We start from the raw sequence: 15,925 nt of genomic DNA, 5'->3' as shown, positions 1-15,925 counted from the left end.
CGCGTCTGCTTGCTGGACTGTGTGGAGGCGAACGAAGTCGGCGCGGAGGCTCCTGATGGTTGTCCTCTGGTCAGCGTTCTCGGCTTCGAGGCGGTCGATGTCGGTTGCTTGGGAACGGAGCTGGCCGCGAACGGAGTCCAGTGCCTGGTTACCAGCGGGGCCCGGGGCTGTCGGGGCATTCGTTGAGTTTGCGTCTTGGGGCGGGACCTGGCCGGGGAGGGGTTGACGTCGTCGGGACGTTTGGCGCCGCCGTCGGCGGTCACGCTGTCTGTTGGCGCAGCGCGTGGAACAGAACCGTTGCGACGTGCGCGACGGTACGAAACGTGCTCGACATTCTTCGCAAGTTTTCCCGCTCACGACCGTTCATCAGCGCAGAGCCATCCCGCGACATGACTGGACGTGAGCCGGCGCTCACGGTGACGGCCTTGGATGCCAGAGGTGTGAAGCGACTGGTGGTGCAGGATTGGGCATAGCAAGAGCTGGCCCTAATGGAACGGTTTGAAGCGGGCTGAAGGATGGGGGAGCCCTATTCGCGAGCCTTAGAGCAGCCGTGTCCAAATTCGGGTCAGCGCAAAGTAATTGAACTGACTACGCCAGAGTTTCCGCCGGTTCGTCCATTGCAAGCTCGGGCGTTTGCGTGGGAGATGCTCCGGAGGTAGTGGTAGCCGAAACCGGCCAAATGCGCTGGACGATCTCGCCCAGCAATTCGTGACGTTCGATCAGTTCTTGGGGACCGAAGGATTCCAAAGGCCGGAGATTGAGGCTCTCTTCCCTGATGAAGTCGGCGAAGTCCTTCTTGCTCTTGTACGTGTCAGCCCGCAACGTTTCATTCCAGTACAGGCTGTTGGCATAGGTACTAAGCTTGGCCGCGTACGGCTCGTTATTGCTGGAGATGTTGTCGCGACCGCGTAGGAGGAGGATTCCCCCCAAACGGCCTCGTTCCGCGTCGAATCGTTCCTCATCATCACCATAGAGGGAGCGGTTGCCGTCGTTATAGGACAAAATGTGTTCGATGTGGAAACCTGTCTTGTAGCCGGTCTTGGTAACCAGGTCCTCGAATGGATGCTTCATTTCCTTTTTCATGCCACCGGCGATGTACTTCTCGACCCGTGCAAAGAAGTACCTTGTGAACCGGCTGCCCAGTCGATCCACCGTCATCGTATTGAAAAGCTGGCGATTGAAGGCTCCAGGGTGCTCAATCCCGCGGCGCAGGGCGATTTCCGCCTGGAGGTGTTGTTCGAAGATACCGGGAATGTCGGCTGCGTTTTGACCATGGAGATCGGCAGCAATAAGGAACAACCGGTCTAGAAACTCGTTGGAACTGTATGCGCCTTGGAGCCGAAGAAGAGTTGACAACTTGTCAGTGCCGTCACCGACGGCTGCAATCTTTGCGTCTTCTTCGGGGTCATCGATCGAGCACGCGGCCAACACCAAAGAGACCTGCGAATCAAGCTTATTGATCACTGCGCCGTTGAAGTAAATGCCTTCGTACCCCGCAGTCTCCACCCTCGTGAGGAATTGGACCCTGAGAAACAGTTGGGAATAGTAGGCGAAGTCTTCGAGCAAGAATCTCTTGACGGCAATCGGGTCGTGCTCGAGTTTCAGCACCTGATTCATTTCGTGAGTGAACATTTCACGGTGGTAGTCACCGTCGAACCGCCGCCCAGCGCTACGTGTCGCCGCGAAGCGGCCCTTCAGCCACGTACGAAAGAAGTCGTCGGGGACATCATCGCCGTAGGACGAGAGTTCCTCTATGCGGGAGTCCCACAATTCGTTCAATGCCAGTTGCGAAATCTCCAGTTTGTCGACCTGTCCCAGCAGCTTGCCTTTGAGGATCTCATGAGGCTTGAGCCGGACTCCGCGGTCGTTGATGACTTCGAATACCATTGGGACGTCCGTCGAGCCTACTTCGAGGTTCACAAGGACAAGGCGCTTCAGGAAATAGACCGAGAAGGTCTCGAACCGACGCGATTCGGACAGAGTGTCCTCGAGATAGGCGTCGATTAGACGGTAGTTGTCCACCATGTTAACGGCTGTCACACCAGAATCGGTGTCGATCTCGTCTGCCGGCGTACCCGAATAGAGGGCCCGCAACACACCGAGATGATCTTCATGATTCATCCAGAAGTTCAGCCCGTCACCAGAGTGCCCGACAATTTTGCTTTCGATCCAGCTTCGCCGTTCGGAATCAAATTTGCTGGCAAGGTGATAGAGCTTTATCAGAATGAGTGTCAGGGTGGTAAGTCGCTGCTGCCCATCAACCACGAAGACGCGCCCGTCAATTGTGTTCGTGACATAAGTATTGAGGTAGTACCACGGATAGCGTTCAGTGACGTTTGAGACAGAGGGCTCGAGGGCTGCGTACTTCTTCCACAACTCGTTAAACGGAAAGAACACGTCATCCAGGAGGCGTTGGACGGGTATCTCGCTCCATTTGTAGCTGCGCTGGTAGAAGTCGATATGGAAGACCGTCTGAGAGAATGTACGGTCCAGATTTTCTTTCTCAGGCTGCAATTCCACAGCTACCGCCCCCACTGATCCGAACGACAGGTTGCTGTCGTCGTTGACTGTTATTGTGCCTAACAATACTGGCCGCCTCCGCTAATCCATGATGTGTGTGGCCCCGCTACCGTTGCGTGTTACGCGCGTAGCCCTCAGATCTTAGGCGGTGACTCCCGCGAGCCGGGCTTGGACCGCCCACCGATCGACATTTGCGCGGGGGTATAGCGGCCGGATATCACGTCCCTTTCACGCGCGGCCAGTCTGGATGAGACCCGAATGGTCGGTATCCCGTGCTCTTGTCCATGCTCAAACCGGCAACCATTCCGGCACCGATCATTGGGTGACTGCCTGGAGAGGAGGCAGGCGGGGTCGGCTTCGAGGGCGAGTTCCACGGATTGAATCCATGTGCTCTGGACATGTCCAGAGTGCAAGCGTTCAATAAGAAAGTAAGCAATCATCGCCTGTCCAGGGGGCCGGGCTTATTGATGGGGATTCCGATGGACGGCTCAGCTTCCGCCAAATATTCGCCGGCGCGATCCGCTGCAGAAGGCTTCCTGGCACTCAATCTGCCGAGCCGTCTTTCGTTGGAGCGGCTGATATCGATTGTTGAGAACCTCCGGCATCGGCGGATTGAGATCGACGTTTCCGAGTCCTTGAGCGGGGGATCGGTCTGCGGGTTGTGGTTGTCCACGGACAGCACGGAGGTCATTCTGCACGCGCCGACGCCGTCGGCACTCCACCGGCAGCAGTTCATCCTTCACGAACTGGGCCATATGGTGCTCCGACATGATGAGCTGGTGGTGTCCTCAAACTATGCGGAGACGTTATTTCCCAACTTGTCCGGCGAGCAGGTGTCGCGGATCCTGGGGCGGAGTGACTTTCTGGACCATATCGAGGCCGCTGCCGAAACCTTGGCGGATCTCTTTGCTGCCGCCATCCGGGACAGCAGCCTCGAGCCACGGTCGTTTGAACGGATCTTCGGATGATTCAGGAAATTGCCGCAGCCGTGATCTGGTGTCTGGCGCTGTGCCTCGTGCCGGATCTGAGGCGGCGTAAAGACAAGAGCATCCTCGTGGCAGCCGTAACCATCGCCACGGCACTCACGCTCAACGTCGACCGGATCTACGTCGCGGGGGACCGAGTACTCGGGAGCCGCAATCTCCTGGACCTCATAGCCAATATCTTCATGGTTATCGGTATCTACTTCCTCTCCCGTGCGATCCTCCGCGCCGCCGATGTCAGCGAAACGGGGGACGCGCACAATAGGGCAGGGCTTTGGGTGCTCGCAGCTGTGGTTGGGGCCCTCATCGTCAGCTTCAGCCTGGTTGATGCTTCGCGGACTTCGACCGCCTTCATGAGGGATTTTGGAGGCCAGTGGCCGGCGGCGGCATACTCGGGTGTCCAGTTCCTCTACATCGGCGTGGTGGTGGCCATCACCGGCATTACCTGTTTCAGGTTCCGCGGCGAGATGGCGAGGCCGTACTTCCGCGTTGCTTTTATGTTGATCGGTCTGGGCTGCGCTTTGGCTGTAGTGATGGTCCTTGCCGTGTTGGGGATGGACGTACTACATCTCATGGGGGACCTTGAGGCCATGACGCGTCTCTCCTACATCTACGACTCCGCGCTTGTGGGCGCCATGGTTTTCCTCTGCGCGGGCTTGGCCTTGCCGCCCGTCGCACGTCGGCTGGAGCGCAGGTCTGATGCCCGTGCCGCGGCTGTCCTCGTCGAACGACTGGCTGGGCTTTGGGAACGAAGCACGTCGAGTCGATCCGAGATCCGCCTGGATTCGGCTCAAACTGCGATCGACCGCCACGATGCCCCGAGGCGCCGGCTGCACAGGATGTTGGTCGAGATCCAGGACGCGCTGTTCGTGGACCCTCACCTTGCCCGCTCGCTGAGTCTGAATGATCTGGATGTTCTCCGAGAAGCGGAGCAGCATCTCGGTGCGCGGTTGGCAGTGCCCGGACATCGAGGACCGTGGTTGTCGCGGAAAGGGGACACGACTCCGTGACCGACAGCGAAGCTGGGTTCCCCGAACAGCCGCAGGCGAAACTCGCGCGGAAGCTAAATCTCCTTCTGGATCTTTTTGAGGCCCAGGGTTCAGAGCCCCTGACTTATCCTCAGATCAGCAAGCACATGTCTGACCGCGGAACGCCGTTGTCCCGCTCCCGCTGGGCCTACATGCGTGCCGGCGACAGTTCCATGGCGACGGACCCGCAGCTCCTGCAGAACCTCGCCGAATTCTTCGGCGTTGACCCCAAATACCTATTGGACGACGACGGCGACGTGCCCGACTTGGTGGACGCGCAGCTGCAGCTACTGCGGACACTTCGGGAAAACCGCGTGAGAAACTTTGCTGCAAGGCAACTACAGGGGATTTCTCCGGAGACACTACAGCGCCTGCGCAAAGCCATCGACGAACGCCTGAATTCTCCCGAGGACGACGCCGATGCGTAGTGCCGCTGCAGCTGCCGCCACAGGCTGTGGCATTGTGGGCGCTGCGTCCCTTCTCGCCGCGGCCTACTTTGCCCGGCAAGTGGTGGTGCCCAAAACGGAGCGGAAGGAGGACCTGCAAATCCGTCGTGTGTTCCACGACGACGACGCAACGCTGATGGTGGAGTTGCCGGTATCGGCACGGACGACGGCCCCAGGCCGCTACAGCATCTGGTTTTCCAACGGCACAGGGCATGCCTGCATTGGGGAGGTCGTGTCCTCTGACGATGTTGCGGGGACGGTAACGCGACTCGTTGAGCGGGTCGACTCCGGGGATCTCAGGACTGCCAGGGCCGGCATTTGGAGCGGATACGTCTATCCGACGCCGGAACCATTAGGGCTGCCCTACTCCGAGGTTCAGATTCCCGTAGATAACGGCATGGCGCCCGCCTGGAAGTTCACACCGACGCAACCGTCCGGAGACTCTTCTACATGGGCCATCCATATCCATGGCTTGGGCGGATCGAAAGCCGGCGCTCTCCGCGGCGTGCCCGTTGCGAACCGGCTGGGATACACATCCTTGGTTGTGTCACTCCGCAACGACCGCGATTCCCCTGCATCGTCGGACGGCCGGTATCACCTGGGGCAGACCGAATGGCATGACGTTGAAGCTGCCGTATCGTATGCCGCGGGGCAAGGTGCACGCCGCATTGTTCTTTTCGGCTGGTCCCTCGGTGCCTCAATTGCCCTTCAATTGGCGGCCTCGTCAGAGTTTCGGGACCTCATTTCCCGGCTCGTGCTCAATGCCCCCGTTATCGACTGGAATAGCACGCTGGTGGCCAATGCCCGGTCCAGCATGCTCCCCGGTTGGGTTGCCCGGCTTGGACTACAGATGCTTGAGTCATCCGGAACGCGCTGGATCACAGGCCTGGACGCTCCCTTGAACTTTCCGTCCCTGGACTTCTTAGCCCGGGCGAACGAACTCAGTGTCCCCCTTCTTGTCATCCACAACGAAGGGGACCGTTCGACACCGTTTGCGATTTCGCGGGAGTTCGTCAGCCGGCGCCCGCAGCTGGCAACGCTGCTGACTTTCCCGTCCGCGGAGCACACGCAGGAGTGGAATGCAGACCCGGAGGGGTGGGACGCGGCTGTGGAGAACTGGCTCCGGAACGCCCCGCCGTCGTCGTCCGTATCCCTGTGACTGCGGGGCTTATGACGCTTCGAGTCCCCGATCCCGGTAGGCAGTGCCTTTGTCCATGCTCCAGCCGGCGACCATTCCGGTTCCGATCATTTGGTCGCTGAGCCTGGCGAGGCGATAGTTGGGGTCGGCTTCGAGGGCGAGTTCCAGGAACTGGTGGGCCTTGCTGCCTCTGCCTTCCCACCAGTTGATGAAAGCGATCGCAGTCAGGGACGGAGCAGAGTGAACTGTGGCACTGTGCGTGTAAGCGTGGACCAGTAATTGCTCAGCCCACTCGACCCGGGACCACTGCGGCTTGCCGTGTGTTTGGGCCAGGAGAATTCGGTCCATGGGTTCGTCGATTCCGGGGATGTCGGCCATGAGTTGGTCGCGGATCGCGGGGAACTGGAGGTTCGCGATCAGTCTGATGGTCTGCTCGTCGTCCGGGTATGTCTTCGCTTCGAGCATTTCTGTCCAGAGCGTCCTGGCCTGCGCCATCGCGTCCCAGTGGCTCATGCCTTGAATTGCTGCGACACGGTTCTCAACGGCATCAAGGGTCTGGGATTCTTTGGTCGATGCTGGCAGCAGGATGCGGTTAGTGGGTTCGATGGTGCTGCCGCGGTAGACGAATTCGGCGTTGATCTGGCTGGATTGGGTGGCACTCAAGGGGAGCCGGACGCCATTCTCAGGATCGCCGTCGTACTGTGACACCGTCTGGTCTCCGACGAGGAGTCCTTCCCTGATGGTGAGTCCTCGCTCGGCTAGGGCGCCCGTGAGCGCAGCGATCGTTGCCGCGTGTGGCTTGTGGTCGCCATTCATGGGCTCCGAGGTGTAGACGGCGAAGAGCACACCTTCGGCGCTGGTGTCGTGGCTGAGGTATCCGGCCACCATCTTTGCGTAGCTGATTTCAGTGTCTGGCTTCGGCAAGTCTACGCGGAGAGTTGCTCCTACCTGGTTGTCGGCGAGAGTGATGCAGACAAGGCTTTCTTGGGGCCAAAACCCCAAGGTGTGACCAATGAAACTGAGAACGTCGGCCGGGGTTTTGATGGTGAGCGGTTGCATCGTCCTTCTCCTTCATCGACTGGCGGGCACCGGATGTGTCTGTCAGATTGGTGCGTCTTTCTGATAGCGGAGTCACCGCTGGGTACGAGGGGCCGGAGTGCAACTTGGAGAACCGGGAGTGGGCCAAGATTCCGTGAGGAAATAAGGGACGGAGCGCCCACCGAAATCTTGGCCCGCTCCCGGCGCACCGCGCCCTGGTTGCGGGGAGGACCCGCCCAGCGATGATGGGGATCAGAATGACCAACAGCGAAGTTGCTTTCTGGTTGTTCATTGGGTCGGGGGAGTGGGGCGGCATGACACCGTCGAATCTAGGGGGATTCGTCTGGAATTTGTTAAGCGAGGCTTAGCCGGATTGGCTCGCGAGGGCGACTTTCGCATGTTCGCGCGACGAACTTGGCTCTGAATACAGGAGCGCGGCGCAGCACCCTCATGTCCTGCATTGATCCTGGGCGGAATAGGGATGCCCTGCGATCAGCCTGCGCGGACTGGGCCTGCCGAACTGTGACATCGAGAAGCTGAACGGCTCTGTCGAACACCCGACCATGCGCCTAAAGGAGACGCCCATATCCTGCCAGGTGTCGCGCAGCCGCCAGGGACGAGCCAGGGGTCAGGCCGCGGTCTAAGAGTTGGTCTACCCCTCGTCAGAAAACAAGAATCTAACCCTAATCGGATGACCCCTGGCCATCTGCCTGAGGTCTGGCTGGGGTGTAGATCAATCTGACCGGGTAGGGCTTCGAAGAGCTCCCGTCCGTGCCCGCCAGTAGCCATCTATGATCGGGAGACCGCAAGTTTCTGCGGAAAGCGGCCAAGGAGCACCGAGCGAAAGCCATCACCCAGGTAAAGGGCCAGCCAAAGCCAAAAACGCTAGGTAGCATGTGCCGTTTTGTTGGGTGACCTGAGGGAAACGCTGCGCCTCTGTAGCGGACCGGGTATTCACCATGCCCCAGCAGACGGAGGTCTCGCTCCGTCAGCCGTCGTCCCTGCGTGCGAGAACCCTCTGGTTGTCCAGCTTGGTGATCCAGAGATCGTAGCCGTCGGCTCTGGTCAGAAGCCTGCGCTCCTGCACGCCCTGACGCGAAATCCAAACGATGCCCCCGTCGACCGTGGCCGCGTCTATGACGCCGGTGCGCAGCAGCTGCCGCCCCATGCACACGTCAACCTCACAGCCCACCAGAAACTGCCAATCCTCAACGAGTTGCGTTTTAGCCTCGAATGCTTCCCGAAGAGCAGTCTCAATGATTCCCTCGTTCAAGTCGGACTCCTTGCCCCTGCCTCGTTGCAACAACGGTCGGTACCAGATCGCGAACAGTCTACCAAGCGTTTGTATGACATGCTACTATCGGCTCACGTATAAATTCTTCCCGTATCACATGCAGGTGACCATTCCCGGTGGTGCTGCTGGTCCTATAAAGCAAGGATTGCCGCCGAGGAGCGCTGTCATTTCCTAGTCATTACGTTCAACGACCTAACCCTAAGGATGCCCTGATGATTATCTCTTTGGATACCTCGCTTCCAGATACTGAACCGATCCTCGTCGAGCCAGATAACTTCCGAGCGTTGAAAGCAGTCGTCATGGGTGATTCGGCTTCCACATTTGCGACCTCTGATCGTGCCGGAGAGCTCGGCCGCTGGGAGGGGGACCACCTGTGGGTCAGTCCTGAAAAGATACTTCGCTGGGCTTCGGTGGTTAGGGAACCGGATGAAGCTTGGCGCGGGGACTTCAAGCAGATGCTTTCCTACGCTTACAAGTCAGGCTGGGTCGATGAGGGGGGCAATATCCGTGTGCATGTCGAATATGTCTAGCATTTCCCCCAGCAGCGCCAGCAGCCCCAGCAGGCACAGCGGACATGGCGTAAAGCAGGGCATCTCAGCGGAATTAGAAGTACCCGGCACAATCTGCCAGTCCCAATCCTCGTTAGATGAGGTAAGCGAACGACGACGCCATATGCCCGTTCATCTGCAATCGAGCGATGTGGGCCGCCATGGCGAAGCTTAAGGACTTTTCCGTGTTGATCACTGGAGGTGCAGGTGAAATCGGCGCTGCCACAGCAGCCGCATATCTTTATGCCGGAGCTCGCGTGACTCTTGTCGACATCGACGAAGGAGCGCTCCAGGATACACGTGCCACACTTTCCTCGGCCGGAGACCTGGAAACGATTTGCGCTGATGTTAGCGTCGAGAAGGATGTAGCCGAATACGTACAGCGCACGCTCAATCGAATGGGAAGGATAGATGTTTTTTTCAATAACGCAGGGCTCGAAGGGACCGTCGCCCCTTTGATTGAAACAGAGGTCACCGCGTTTGACCGCATCATGGCAGTCAACGTCCGGGGTGCCTTTCTTGGCTTGAAATATGTCTTACCGCCCATGATTGATGCGGGCCGCGGCAGTATCATCAACACTTCCTCCACTGCCGGCCTAAGCGGAAGCCCAGGCGTGGTCTCGTACGTCGCCTCGAAGCACGCGCTAGTGGGATTGACAAAAGTGGCTGCTTTAGAAGCTGCGCCGTTTGGTGTACGGGTTAATTCCATTCATCCCTCTCCCGTGGACACTCGCATGATGAGGGCTTTGGAAGTAGGGTTCAACCCGGGCAACGCGGACGCCGCCCATTCGTCAATATCTGCGACCATCCCTCTCGGTCACTACGCCACCCCCCGTGACGTTGCCAATCTAGTTCTTTTCCTAGGCTCCGATGACAGCTCCTTCATTACAGGGGCGCAATACCGCATCGACGGAGGCCGGGGCGCCTCCTAGCGACTAACACCGGAAAATCCACAGCCACTCATATCCGGCCCATGCCTGCCACGTTTCCCCAGGACGCGTCCCCGAACTGGTCACCGCGCCAAGTTCCTGGCGCTGAATGGGTGGTCCGTTCAAAGTGGCGCAGGTTTTTCTTCAACTGAAGCGGCTGCCCAAGGGAGGCTCTCACCGGGTTCGATCCGGGCATCATCGCCGAGAGCCTGAACAGGCCGTGCTGCGCTATGCGTTTCTCGACGACGGCAAGCAGGGACGTTCCGATGCCGGGCCGCCCTAGTCAGGCAGGGTTGGATTGCCAAGAATTCAGTTCTGGTCCTGCGCGGAGCGGCCACGGCCGCGCCGGGCCCTGCTCTTCCTGCACTGTCACCACCGCATGTCCTTTTCGCACGAAGCGAGGACTTCAGTTGCCAGCGGTCGGAAGAGTGTCTTGACACATACGGCCCAGGCCACCACAATAAAGCAGACGATTGTTAGATTTGGCCCGGGTTGCTCATCGTTCAAAGCAGCACAATTGCAGGTCGACATGTTTCAGGCACCCTTCCTTCCACCGACCAGGACTCTAAAGGATGTGTTCAAATGGGCCGTGGACTAGGCAATGACCGCCGATCAGGCTGGCTTCACCGAGTACTGGATCGGGGAGCATGCCATGCAGGCGTGGGAGTCGATTCCCAACCCTGAACGGCACTGCAGCCGAACACGGCATCAACAAACTTTGTTGCATGCGCACACTCGACGGCCGTATCGGGTCCATGCCTGTATCAACTCTTACCCCTCTGGCTGCTGCAGCGTTCGCCGATCCGGAGGTCAAGGCCAAGGCCGAGTCTGCACAACCCATAGGACGACTGGGGGAGCCGCATGAAATCGCAGAGATGACGGCGTGGTTGCTTTCGGACGCTTCATCATTCGCCATTGGGTCAGCGTTTTACGTTGACGGCGGCGTAACACGCGGCCTGATTGTTAGGCCCGGGCAGCGCCTGATTGCAATCAACTAGTGCTGAGGTCGCGGTTCCTTCCGGCTTGCACCGAACTAGGGCGTGTCTCCCAAATAGGCTGACCGCCGGCTGGAAAACTTGGGTGCGTGTCTCGTTTCCAAGTCTTTACCGATGATCAGTGGGCCCGCGTTGAGCCGTTGCTGCCCAGTTCCGACGGCCAGCGCGGTCGCCCGTTCCGGAACCACCGCCAAGTCGTGGAGGGCATCGCTTACCGGTACCGGTGCGGGATTGCCTGGCGGGACCTTCCCGCAGAGTTCGGTCCGTGGCAGACGGTGTGGAAGCGGCACCGCCGATACGCGTCTGACGGGACGTGGGACCGGATCCACTCCGTGCTGCTGACCGAAGCCGACGCCGATGGGGAGATCGACTGGACTGTATCGGTGGACTCAACGATCAACCGCGCCCATCAGCACGGAACCAACCTTCCCCGCAACACAGGGGGATCCGCCGAATTACAAGAAACTCTGGGCCGAGCCTGAGGATCACGCAGTTGGGCGTTCCCGGGGCGGCTTGAGCACGAAGATCCACCACGCCTGCGACGGGAAAGGCAGGCCTCTGGCGTTCATCATTGGACCAGGCCAAGGTTCGGACTCACGCTTGTTCCCGCACGTCATCGACGCCATCAACGTCCCGCGCGCCGGGACGGGACGGGCCCGGACCCGCCCCGACGCGGTGATGGGCGACAAAGCCTACTCTTCCAGGGCCAACCGCTCACTCCTGCGGGCCCGGAAGATCAAGGCAGTCATTCCCGAACCCAGAGACCAGATCGCCAACCGCAAACGCAAAGGCGCACGCGGTGGCCGACCCGTGGACTTCGACAGCGAGGCCTACAAAGGCAGGTCCGTCGTCGAGCAGTCCTTCAACATTTTCAAGCAATGGCGCAGCATCGCCACCCGATACGACAAGCTCGCCATCACCTACCGCTCCGGGGTCGCCCTCTACTCCGTCCTCATCTGGCTACGCCAATAAGGAGACACGCCCTAACCGCGACCCTCAGTATCGCACTCGCCGCCAAGTTTCGAACGGCGTCAGCGAGTCCGGTGCCCCCCTTGCCGGCATAAAAGATTGCAGACCTTTTTAGAACGCAGGCGGTGGATAGCTATGAGGCGAAGATGGAACGAGAGCCGAGCAAAACCTCGCCGCTCGGGTCTTCTTGGTCCCATAGGGCTGCAGATGATACTCATGCACCAATTCCCGGATGTCATCATGGGTAAAACCGTGCCTAACGAATGTCACGGTCGGCTCCTTCAATCAAAACGTGAATGACTCACAACCAGCCTGACGTAGAGGGCCAAGCCCGCGAAATGGTTCACTTTTCGACCAGCGCTGACAGCCTGGACACGGAAACCAAACGCAAGCTCCGGGAGATGAACGCGGGCGAGCTGCTGGAGGCCATAGATACCCAAGACGAGACGCTGAGCATCAGCCTGCCGTTCGAAGATCGTCTCCGGCTGGTCGTTGATGACGCCTACGCGTCGTTCACCCATGCCAAAGTCACCGGCCTGATCCGGCGGGCGGGGCTGCGCTACCCGAATGCTGACCTGCGCCGCATCGACCTCCTTGACGAGCGGGGTCTTGACCGGCCGCTGCTGAGCCAGCTCGGCACCTGCTCGTTCGTGGCCCGGCAGGAGAACGTTGTCTTCCAAGGGTTCACCGGGTCGGGGAAGTGTTACCTGGGATGCGCGATTGCTAAACGCGCCTGCGAACACCGCGTCCGCGCGCATTATGTCCGCATGCCCGACCTCGAGGAAGCCTGGGTCGCCGCCCAAGACACCCTTGGCGGATCCGGCAAGTTCCTGCGCAAGTATGCGGCATTCACCCTGCTGGTCATTGATGAGTGGCTGCTGGATCGGCCCACGGAATCGATGCGGACCATGCTGCTGGAACTGATGGAACGCCGCTACGGGAGACGTCAACAGTGTTCTGCACCCAGTATTCGCAGAAGGACTGGCATCAGCGGCTCGGCTCCGGCGTTCACGCCGACGCGATCATGGACCGGATCATCTACAACACGATCTGGGTAGAGACAGGCAGCTACAACATGCGCGAGCACGCAGCGCCCGCAACCGCCTAGCAACCGTCACGGAGGGCGTCAGCGTCGTTAGGCCATGCGACCGCTGGCGATCTCTCGCACGAACCCCGGCGCTGAACCGCACGAACAAGTGGCGCTCAAAGCTTCAAATACTCACTTGCCAACTACATCGCCCGATCACTGCTCGAAGCCGGCGGAATCAGGCCCCGGTTACACCCTCAAATTTCGTCACCATCAAGAATACGAAGCGACACGAGATCACCGGGTACACAGACCCATAGTGTCGGAGGCAATCTGCCAAATTTCTTCGGACGCATGAAGGAAGAAATCTTCCATCACGCCCGGTTAATCAGCAAAGACGCGCTGGAAACAGCACTGCAAGAGTACATCCGCTGGTATAACAACGAAAGGTCTCTACAAAGCTAGAGGGCCTGAGCCCGGTGCAATAGGGGTCAGGCCCTCGCTAGCTATAGGCGCTTACTTAACAAATCCACTTAAGGGACCAGTTCAAACCGGCACAAGAGCCGTTTACCTATGACACTTCTCAACCGAACCTATGTCAGCGTACAGCCGAGTGCTTACTTAGCCGTGTAACCGCCATCTACGGGCAGGTATGCGCCAGTAATAAAGGAGGCTGCTGGGGAAACCATATACGCGACAGCGTCCGCGATCTCGTCCGACTTCGCGATTCGACCGATCGGGTGCCGGCCCTCGACCTCATGGCGCACCTCGGCTGGCTGGTCAGCAAGACGACCGACGAGCATTGGCGTCTCAACATATCCTGGGCCGATAGCGTTAACCCGGATCTTGGCGGGCGCATAATCGAGCGCCGCAGCCTTCGTAAGGCCAACTACTCCGTGCTTACTCGCCACATATGCACCGGCTCCACGAGTTGCGACTACACCCATGACAGATGAAATGTTAACAATTGATCCGCCCCCGGATTTCTTCATCTGCTTCGCCTCCGCAGACACTGACAAGAACACCCCATCAAGGTTGACGGCCATGATACGGCGCCATTCTTCGAGCCCAATATCTCCGATTAGGCTTGAATCCCGGTTTCCGGTTCCGGCATTGTTGACTGCGAAATCAAGTCTGCCGAAGTGCTCAACCGTACGCTGAACCATTCTGAGACAATCCTGCTCGCTAGTGACGTCGGCCTGAACGGCGAGTACACAATCCCCGAGTTCATCTGCTAGCTGTTGAGCATGCTCGAGGGTGTAATCCGCGATCACTATGGAATGCCCCAACTCGGCTAAGCGTCGGACGCAGGCCTCTCCGATACCAGAGGCACCGCCTGTGACGACCCCAATGAGCTGCCCATCAAGACTCACCATGCTACTTGTCCTTATTGAACTCTGTGGTGACCTCATCAACAAACATGCGCGCCGCGGCATTCACTTGCTCTGCATGAGAGAGGTTAATTGCGTGGGGTCCGTTTTCGATGAGCACAGTCCCCCGCGAGTCTGGGACATGATCGCCAACGTATTGGGCAAGCTCGAGCGGGGTAGATACATCTGAAAGGCCATGGATGACGAGAGTCGGCGCCTTCACGCTATGCAACTGATCCTGCACCCCTTCAGCATCGTAAAGCGCGTAAGTCGCGTCATTGAGCTGCTTAGCGGTCATCGTGCTCCAGTAGTGCATCCAGAAGTCTTCATCGACGCCTTCGCCAAGAATCAGCCACCGAAGAAAGTCCTTCGTCTCTTCGGTGAGCCCGGCGTCAGCCCATTTGGTGATCTTTTCCTTGAAGGCTGCGACTGCATCGCCCGAGAGTCCGCTAGCGTGAGTCGAGCACTGGATCAGCCCGATCAAACGGTCCGGGTACCGGATCGCCGCACGCAGCGCTAGGAGACCACCCTGGCTGAATCCGAAATGGATGAACTTGTCGATTCCAAGATGGTCGGCGAGAGCAATGAGATCGTCAGCCGAATCATAATAAGTGAAGTCTCCTTCCCACACTGTCTTTCCGTGGGCCCGCTCGTCCCAAGTAATGCAGCGGTGATCCTTCGAGAATTCCTCGAGCTGCGGCCCGAACATGTCAAGAGTCATAAAGAGTCCGTGGCTGAAGATAATCGGGACACCTGAACCGCCAGTGTCCTCGTAATAAATTTCCGGCCCATTTTCGATCTTAAATGACGGCATTGTCTCTCCTTGGAATCCACAGTAGGTGCTGGGTTCAGCCACACAACCAAACGGTCGTTTGTTGACTATAATCAACCTGATCCCAGCAGTCAATAGCGCGACCCTAGGTTACTCGCGTAATGGGGGTGCGTACCTCATCTGGCATCGACGAGTGGTTACTTGATCGGCCTACGGAATCGATGCGGATGATGCTGCTGGAGTTGATGGAGCGCCGTTACGGCGAGACGTCGACGGTGTTCTGCACCCCGTATCAGCAGAAGGACTGGCATCACCCGCCTCGTTGCCTGCGTCCACGCCGACGCCATCATGGACCGCATCATCCACAACACCACCTGGGTCGACACCGGCACCCTACAACATGAGGGAGCAGAACGCCCTGGCCAGTGCCTAACGATGAGGTCGAGGGCCAATGGCTCCCAAGCACACCACCACTGGCTCTCTTCCGCACGATCGGTGGCTCTGAAGCGCAAGATTGGGTGGCTCTCAAGGCATCAAATACTCACGCCGCCAAGCTGGCTGACTGTTCCGATCACATGGTTCAGCGCTGGGTCGCTGAAGGTGATGCCGGGCGGCCCCTGCCCCGGACGGGGTGACTGATGCTTGGCTGCCCAAGACCGAGGACTGGGTTGATCAGTCCCACGGTCAGATCTGCGCCTCGACGTCCTTAACAGCCGGCCAGGGATCCGGTGTCCAAGGACGGGGTGGAGAGCGCGGTCAAAATCGCAAGGTCGACCCTCGTGCCGAAGGAAGCGAACTGCTGCCGCGAGATTTCGTCCTTCGAAGACTTGGAACATGGTGAACGCGCAGGAGCACACCGTGAACGCAA

The 15,925-nt window shown here is 59.0% G+C and carries 14 protein-coding genes and 1 pseudogene; 10 read left to right on the top strand and 5 right to left on the bottom strand.

Going from position 1 to position 15,925, the window contains the following annotated elements; translation table 11 throughout:
* Positions 1 to 588: 588 nt before the first annotated feature.
* Positions 589 to 2,520: a DUF262 domain-containing protein gene (locus SBP01_RS13625; protein ID WP_320536131.1), complete on the bottom strand. Its 1,932-nt coding sequence runs from the start codon at positions 2,518 to 2,520 to the stop codon at positions 589 to 591.
* Between the two features lie 407 nt (positions 2,521 to 2,927).
* Between SBP01_RS13625 and SBP01_RS13620 the strand changes: the two genes are divergently transcribed.
* Genes SBP01_RS13620 through SBP01_RS13605 form a run of 4 tightly spaced genes read left to right on the top strand, consistent with a single transcriptional unit; the run spans position 2,928 to position 6,136 of the window.
* Entirely contained in the window at positions 2,928 to 3,488 is a 561-nt protein-coding gene (locus SBP01_RS13620; RefSeq protein WP_320536130.1) for a hypothetical protein, read from the top strand.
* Positions 3,485 to 4,513 carry a hypothetical protein gene (locus tag SBP01_RS13615; protein WP_320536129.1) on the top strand — a complete coding sequence of 343 codons (1,029 nt, stop codon included), beginning with the start codon at positions 3,485 to 3,487 and terminating at the stop codon, positions 4,511 to 4,513. The genes SBP01_RS13620 and SBP01_RS13615 overlap by 4 nt, the downstream gene beginning before the upstream one ends.
* On the top strand, positions 4,510 to 4,959 hold the full coding sequence (locus SBP01_RS13610; protein WP_320536128.1) for a hypothetical protein: 450 nt from the start codon (positions 4,510 to 4,512) through the stop codon (positions 4,957 to 4,959). The genes SBP01_RS13615 and SBP01_RS13610 overlap by 4 nt, the downstream gene beginning before the upstream one ends.
* On the top strand, positions 4,952 to 6,136 hold the full coding sequence (locus SBP01_RS13605; protein ID WP_320536127.1) for an alpha/beta hydrolase: 1,185 nt from the start codon (positions 4,952 to 4,954) through the stop codon (positions 6,134 to 6,136). Before SBP01_RS13610 ends, SBP01_RS13605 begins: the two co-directional genes overlap by 8 nt.
* 9 nt (positions 6,137 to 6,145) lie before the next feature.
* On the opposite strand, the gene SBP01_RS13600 is transcribed toward SBP01_RS13605, so the two are convergent.
* Both SBP01_RS13600 and SBP01_RS13595 read right to left on the bottom strand, forming a co-directional pair.
* Positions 6,146 to 7,174: a DUF4192 domain-containing protein gene (locus SBP01_RS13600; protein ID WP_320536126.1), complete on the bottom strand. Its 1,029-nt coding sequence runs from the start codon at positions 7,172 to 7,174 to the stop codon at positions 6,146 to 6,148.
* 967 nt (positions 7,175 to 8,141) lie between these two features.
* Positions 8,142 to 8,426: a hypothetical protein gene (locus SBP01_RS13595; RefSeq protein WP_320536125.1), complete on the bottom strand. Its 285-nt coding sequence runs from the start codon at positions 8,424 to 8,426 to the stop codon at positions 8,142 to 8,144.
* Between the two features lie 233 nt (positions 8,427 to 8,659).
* Here SBP01_RS13595 and SBP01_RS13590 point away from each other — a divergent pair, with 233 nt between their 5' ends.
* The 6 genes and pseudogenes from SBP01_RS13590 to SBP01_RS19815 all read left to right on the top strand — a co-directional run bounded on the left by SBP01_RS13590 (position 8,660) and on the right by SBP01_RS19815 (position 13,380).
* On the top strand, positions 8,660 to 8,977 hold the full coding sequence (locus SBP01_RS13590) for a hypothetical protein (RefSeq protein WP_320536124.1): 318 nt from the start codon (positions 8,660 to 8,662) through the stop codon (positions 8,975 to 8,977).
* Positions 8,978 to 9,156: 179 nt separating this feature from the next.
* Positions 9,157 to 9,927: a glucose 1-dehydrogenase gene (locus SBP01_RS13585; protein WP_320536123.1), complete on the top strand. Its 771-nt coding sequence runs from the start codon at positions 9,157 to 9,159 to the stop codon at positions 9,925 to 9,927.
* 722 nt (positions 9,928 to 10,649) lie between these two features.
* Positions 10,650 to 10,922, top strand: a complete 273-nt coding sequence (locus SBP01_RS13580) for an SDR family oxidoreductase (RefSeq protein ID WP_320536122.1) — start codon at positions 10,650 to 10,652, stop codon at positions 10,920 to 10,922.
* An 86-nt stretch (positions 10,923 to 11,008) separates the two neighbouring features.
* A protein-coding gene (locus SBP01_RS13575) for an IS5 family transposase (protein ID WP_275216659.1) occupies positions 11,009 to 11,891 on the top strand; the annotation gives its coding sequence in 2 pieces (ribosomal slippage) (positions 11,009 to 11,371 and positions 11,373 to 11,891; 882 coding nt in all).
* A 293-nt stretch (positions 11,892 to 12,184) separates the two neighbouring features.
* A pseudogene (locus tag SBP01_RS13570) lies at positions 12,185 to 12,996 on the top strand (ATP-binding protein).
* A gap of 273 nt (positions 12,997 to 13,269) precedes the next feature.
* Positions 13,270 to 13,380 carry an IS3 family transposase gene (locus tag SBP01_RS19815; RefSeq protein WP_414004231.1) on the top strand — a complete coding sequence of 37 codons (111 nt, stop codon included), beginning with the start codon at positions 13,270 to 13,272 and terminating at the stop codon, positions 13,378 to 13,380.
* 152 nt (positions 13,381 to 13,532) lie between these two features.
* Here SBP01_RS19815 and SBP01_RS13560 read toward each other — a convergent pair whose 3' ends face one another.
* Both SBP01_RS13560 and SBP01_RS13555 read right to left on the bottom strand, forming a co-directional pair.
* Positions 13,533 to 14,291 (bottom strand): SDR family NAD(P)-dependent oxidoreductase, encoded by a 759-nt coding sequence (locus SBP01_RS13560; protein ID WP_320536120.1) that lies wholly within the window; start codon positions 14,289 to 14,291, stop codon positions 13,533 to 13,535.
* A 1-nt stretch (position 14,292) separates the two neighbouring features.
* Positions 14,293 to 15,099, bottom strand: a complete 807-nt coding sequence (locus SBP01_RS13555) for an alpha/beta hydrolase (RefSeq protein ID WP_320536119.1) — start codon at positions 15,097 to 15,099, stop codon at positions 14,293 to 14,295.
* Between the last annotated feature and the right edge of the window lie 826 nt (positions 15,100 to 15,925).

This window comes from Pseudarthrobacter sp. IC2-21 (assembly GCF_034048115.1).
GTDB lineage: Bacteria > Actinomycetota > Actinomycetes > Actinomycetales > Micrococcaceae > Arthrobacter > Arthrobacter naphthalenicus.
The sequence above is the reverse complement of the archived record's forward strand: the minus strand, read 5'-3'. Positions and strand labels throughout refer to the sequence as shown.

Bases quoted from the DNA above. Each gene is read 5' to 3' on its own strand.
- SBP01_RS13615 (WP_320536129.1), top strand. From the start codon at position 3,485: ATGATTCAGGAAATTGCCGCAGCCGTGATCTGGTGTCTGGCGCTGTGC.
- SBP01_RS13605 (WP_320536127.1), top strand. From the start codon at position 4,952: ATGCGTAGTGCCGCTGCAGCTGCCGCCACAGGCTGTGGCATTGTGGGC.
- SBP01_RS13600 (WP_320536126.1), bottom strand. From the start codon at position 7,174: ATGCAACCGCTCACCATCAAAACCCCGGCCGACGTTCTCAGTTTCATT.
- SBP01_RS13590 (WP_320536124.1), top strand. From the start codon at position 8,660: ATGATTATCTCTTTGGATACCTCGCTTCCAGATACTGAACCGATCCTC.
- SBP01_RS13585 (WP_320536123.1), top strand. From the start codon at position 9,157: ATGGCGAAGCTTAAGGACTTTTCCGTGTTGATCACTGGAGGTGCAGGT.
- SBP01_RS13580 (WP_320536122.1), top strand. From the start codon at position 10,650: ATGCGCACACTCGACGGCCGTATCGGGTCCATGCCTGTATCAACTCTT.
- SBP01_RS19815 (WP_414004231.1), top strand. From the start codon at position 13,270: ATGAAGGAAGAAATCTTCCATCACGCCCGGTTAATCAGCAAAGACGCG.
- SBP01_RS13560 (WP_320536120.1), bottom strand. From the start codon at position 14,291: ATGGTGAGTCTTGATGGGCAGCTCATTGGGGTCGTCACAGGCGGTGCC.
- SBP01_RS13555 (WP_320536119.1), bottom strand. From the start codon at position 15,099: ATGCCGTCATTTAAGATCGAAAATGGGCCGGAAATTTATTACGAGGAC.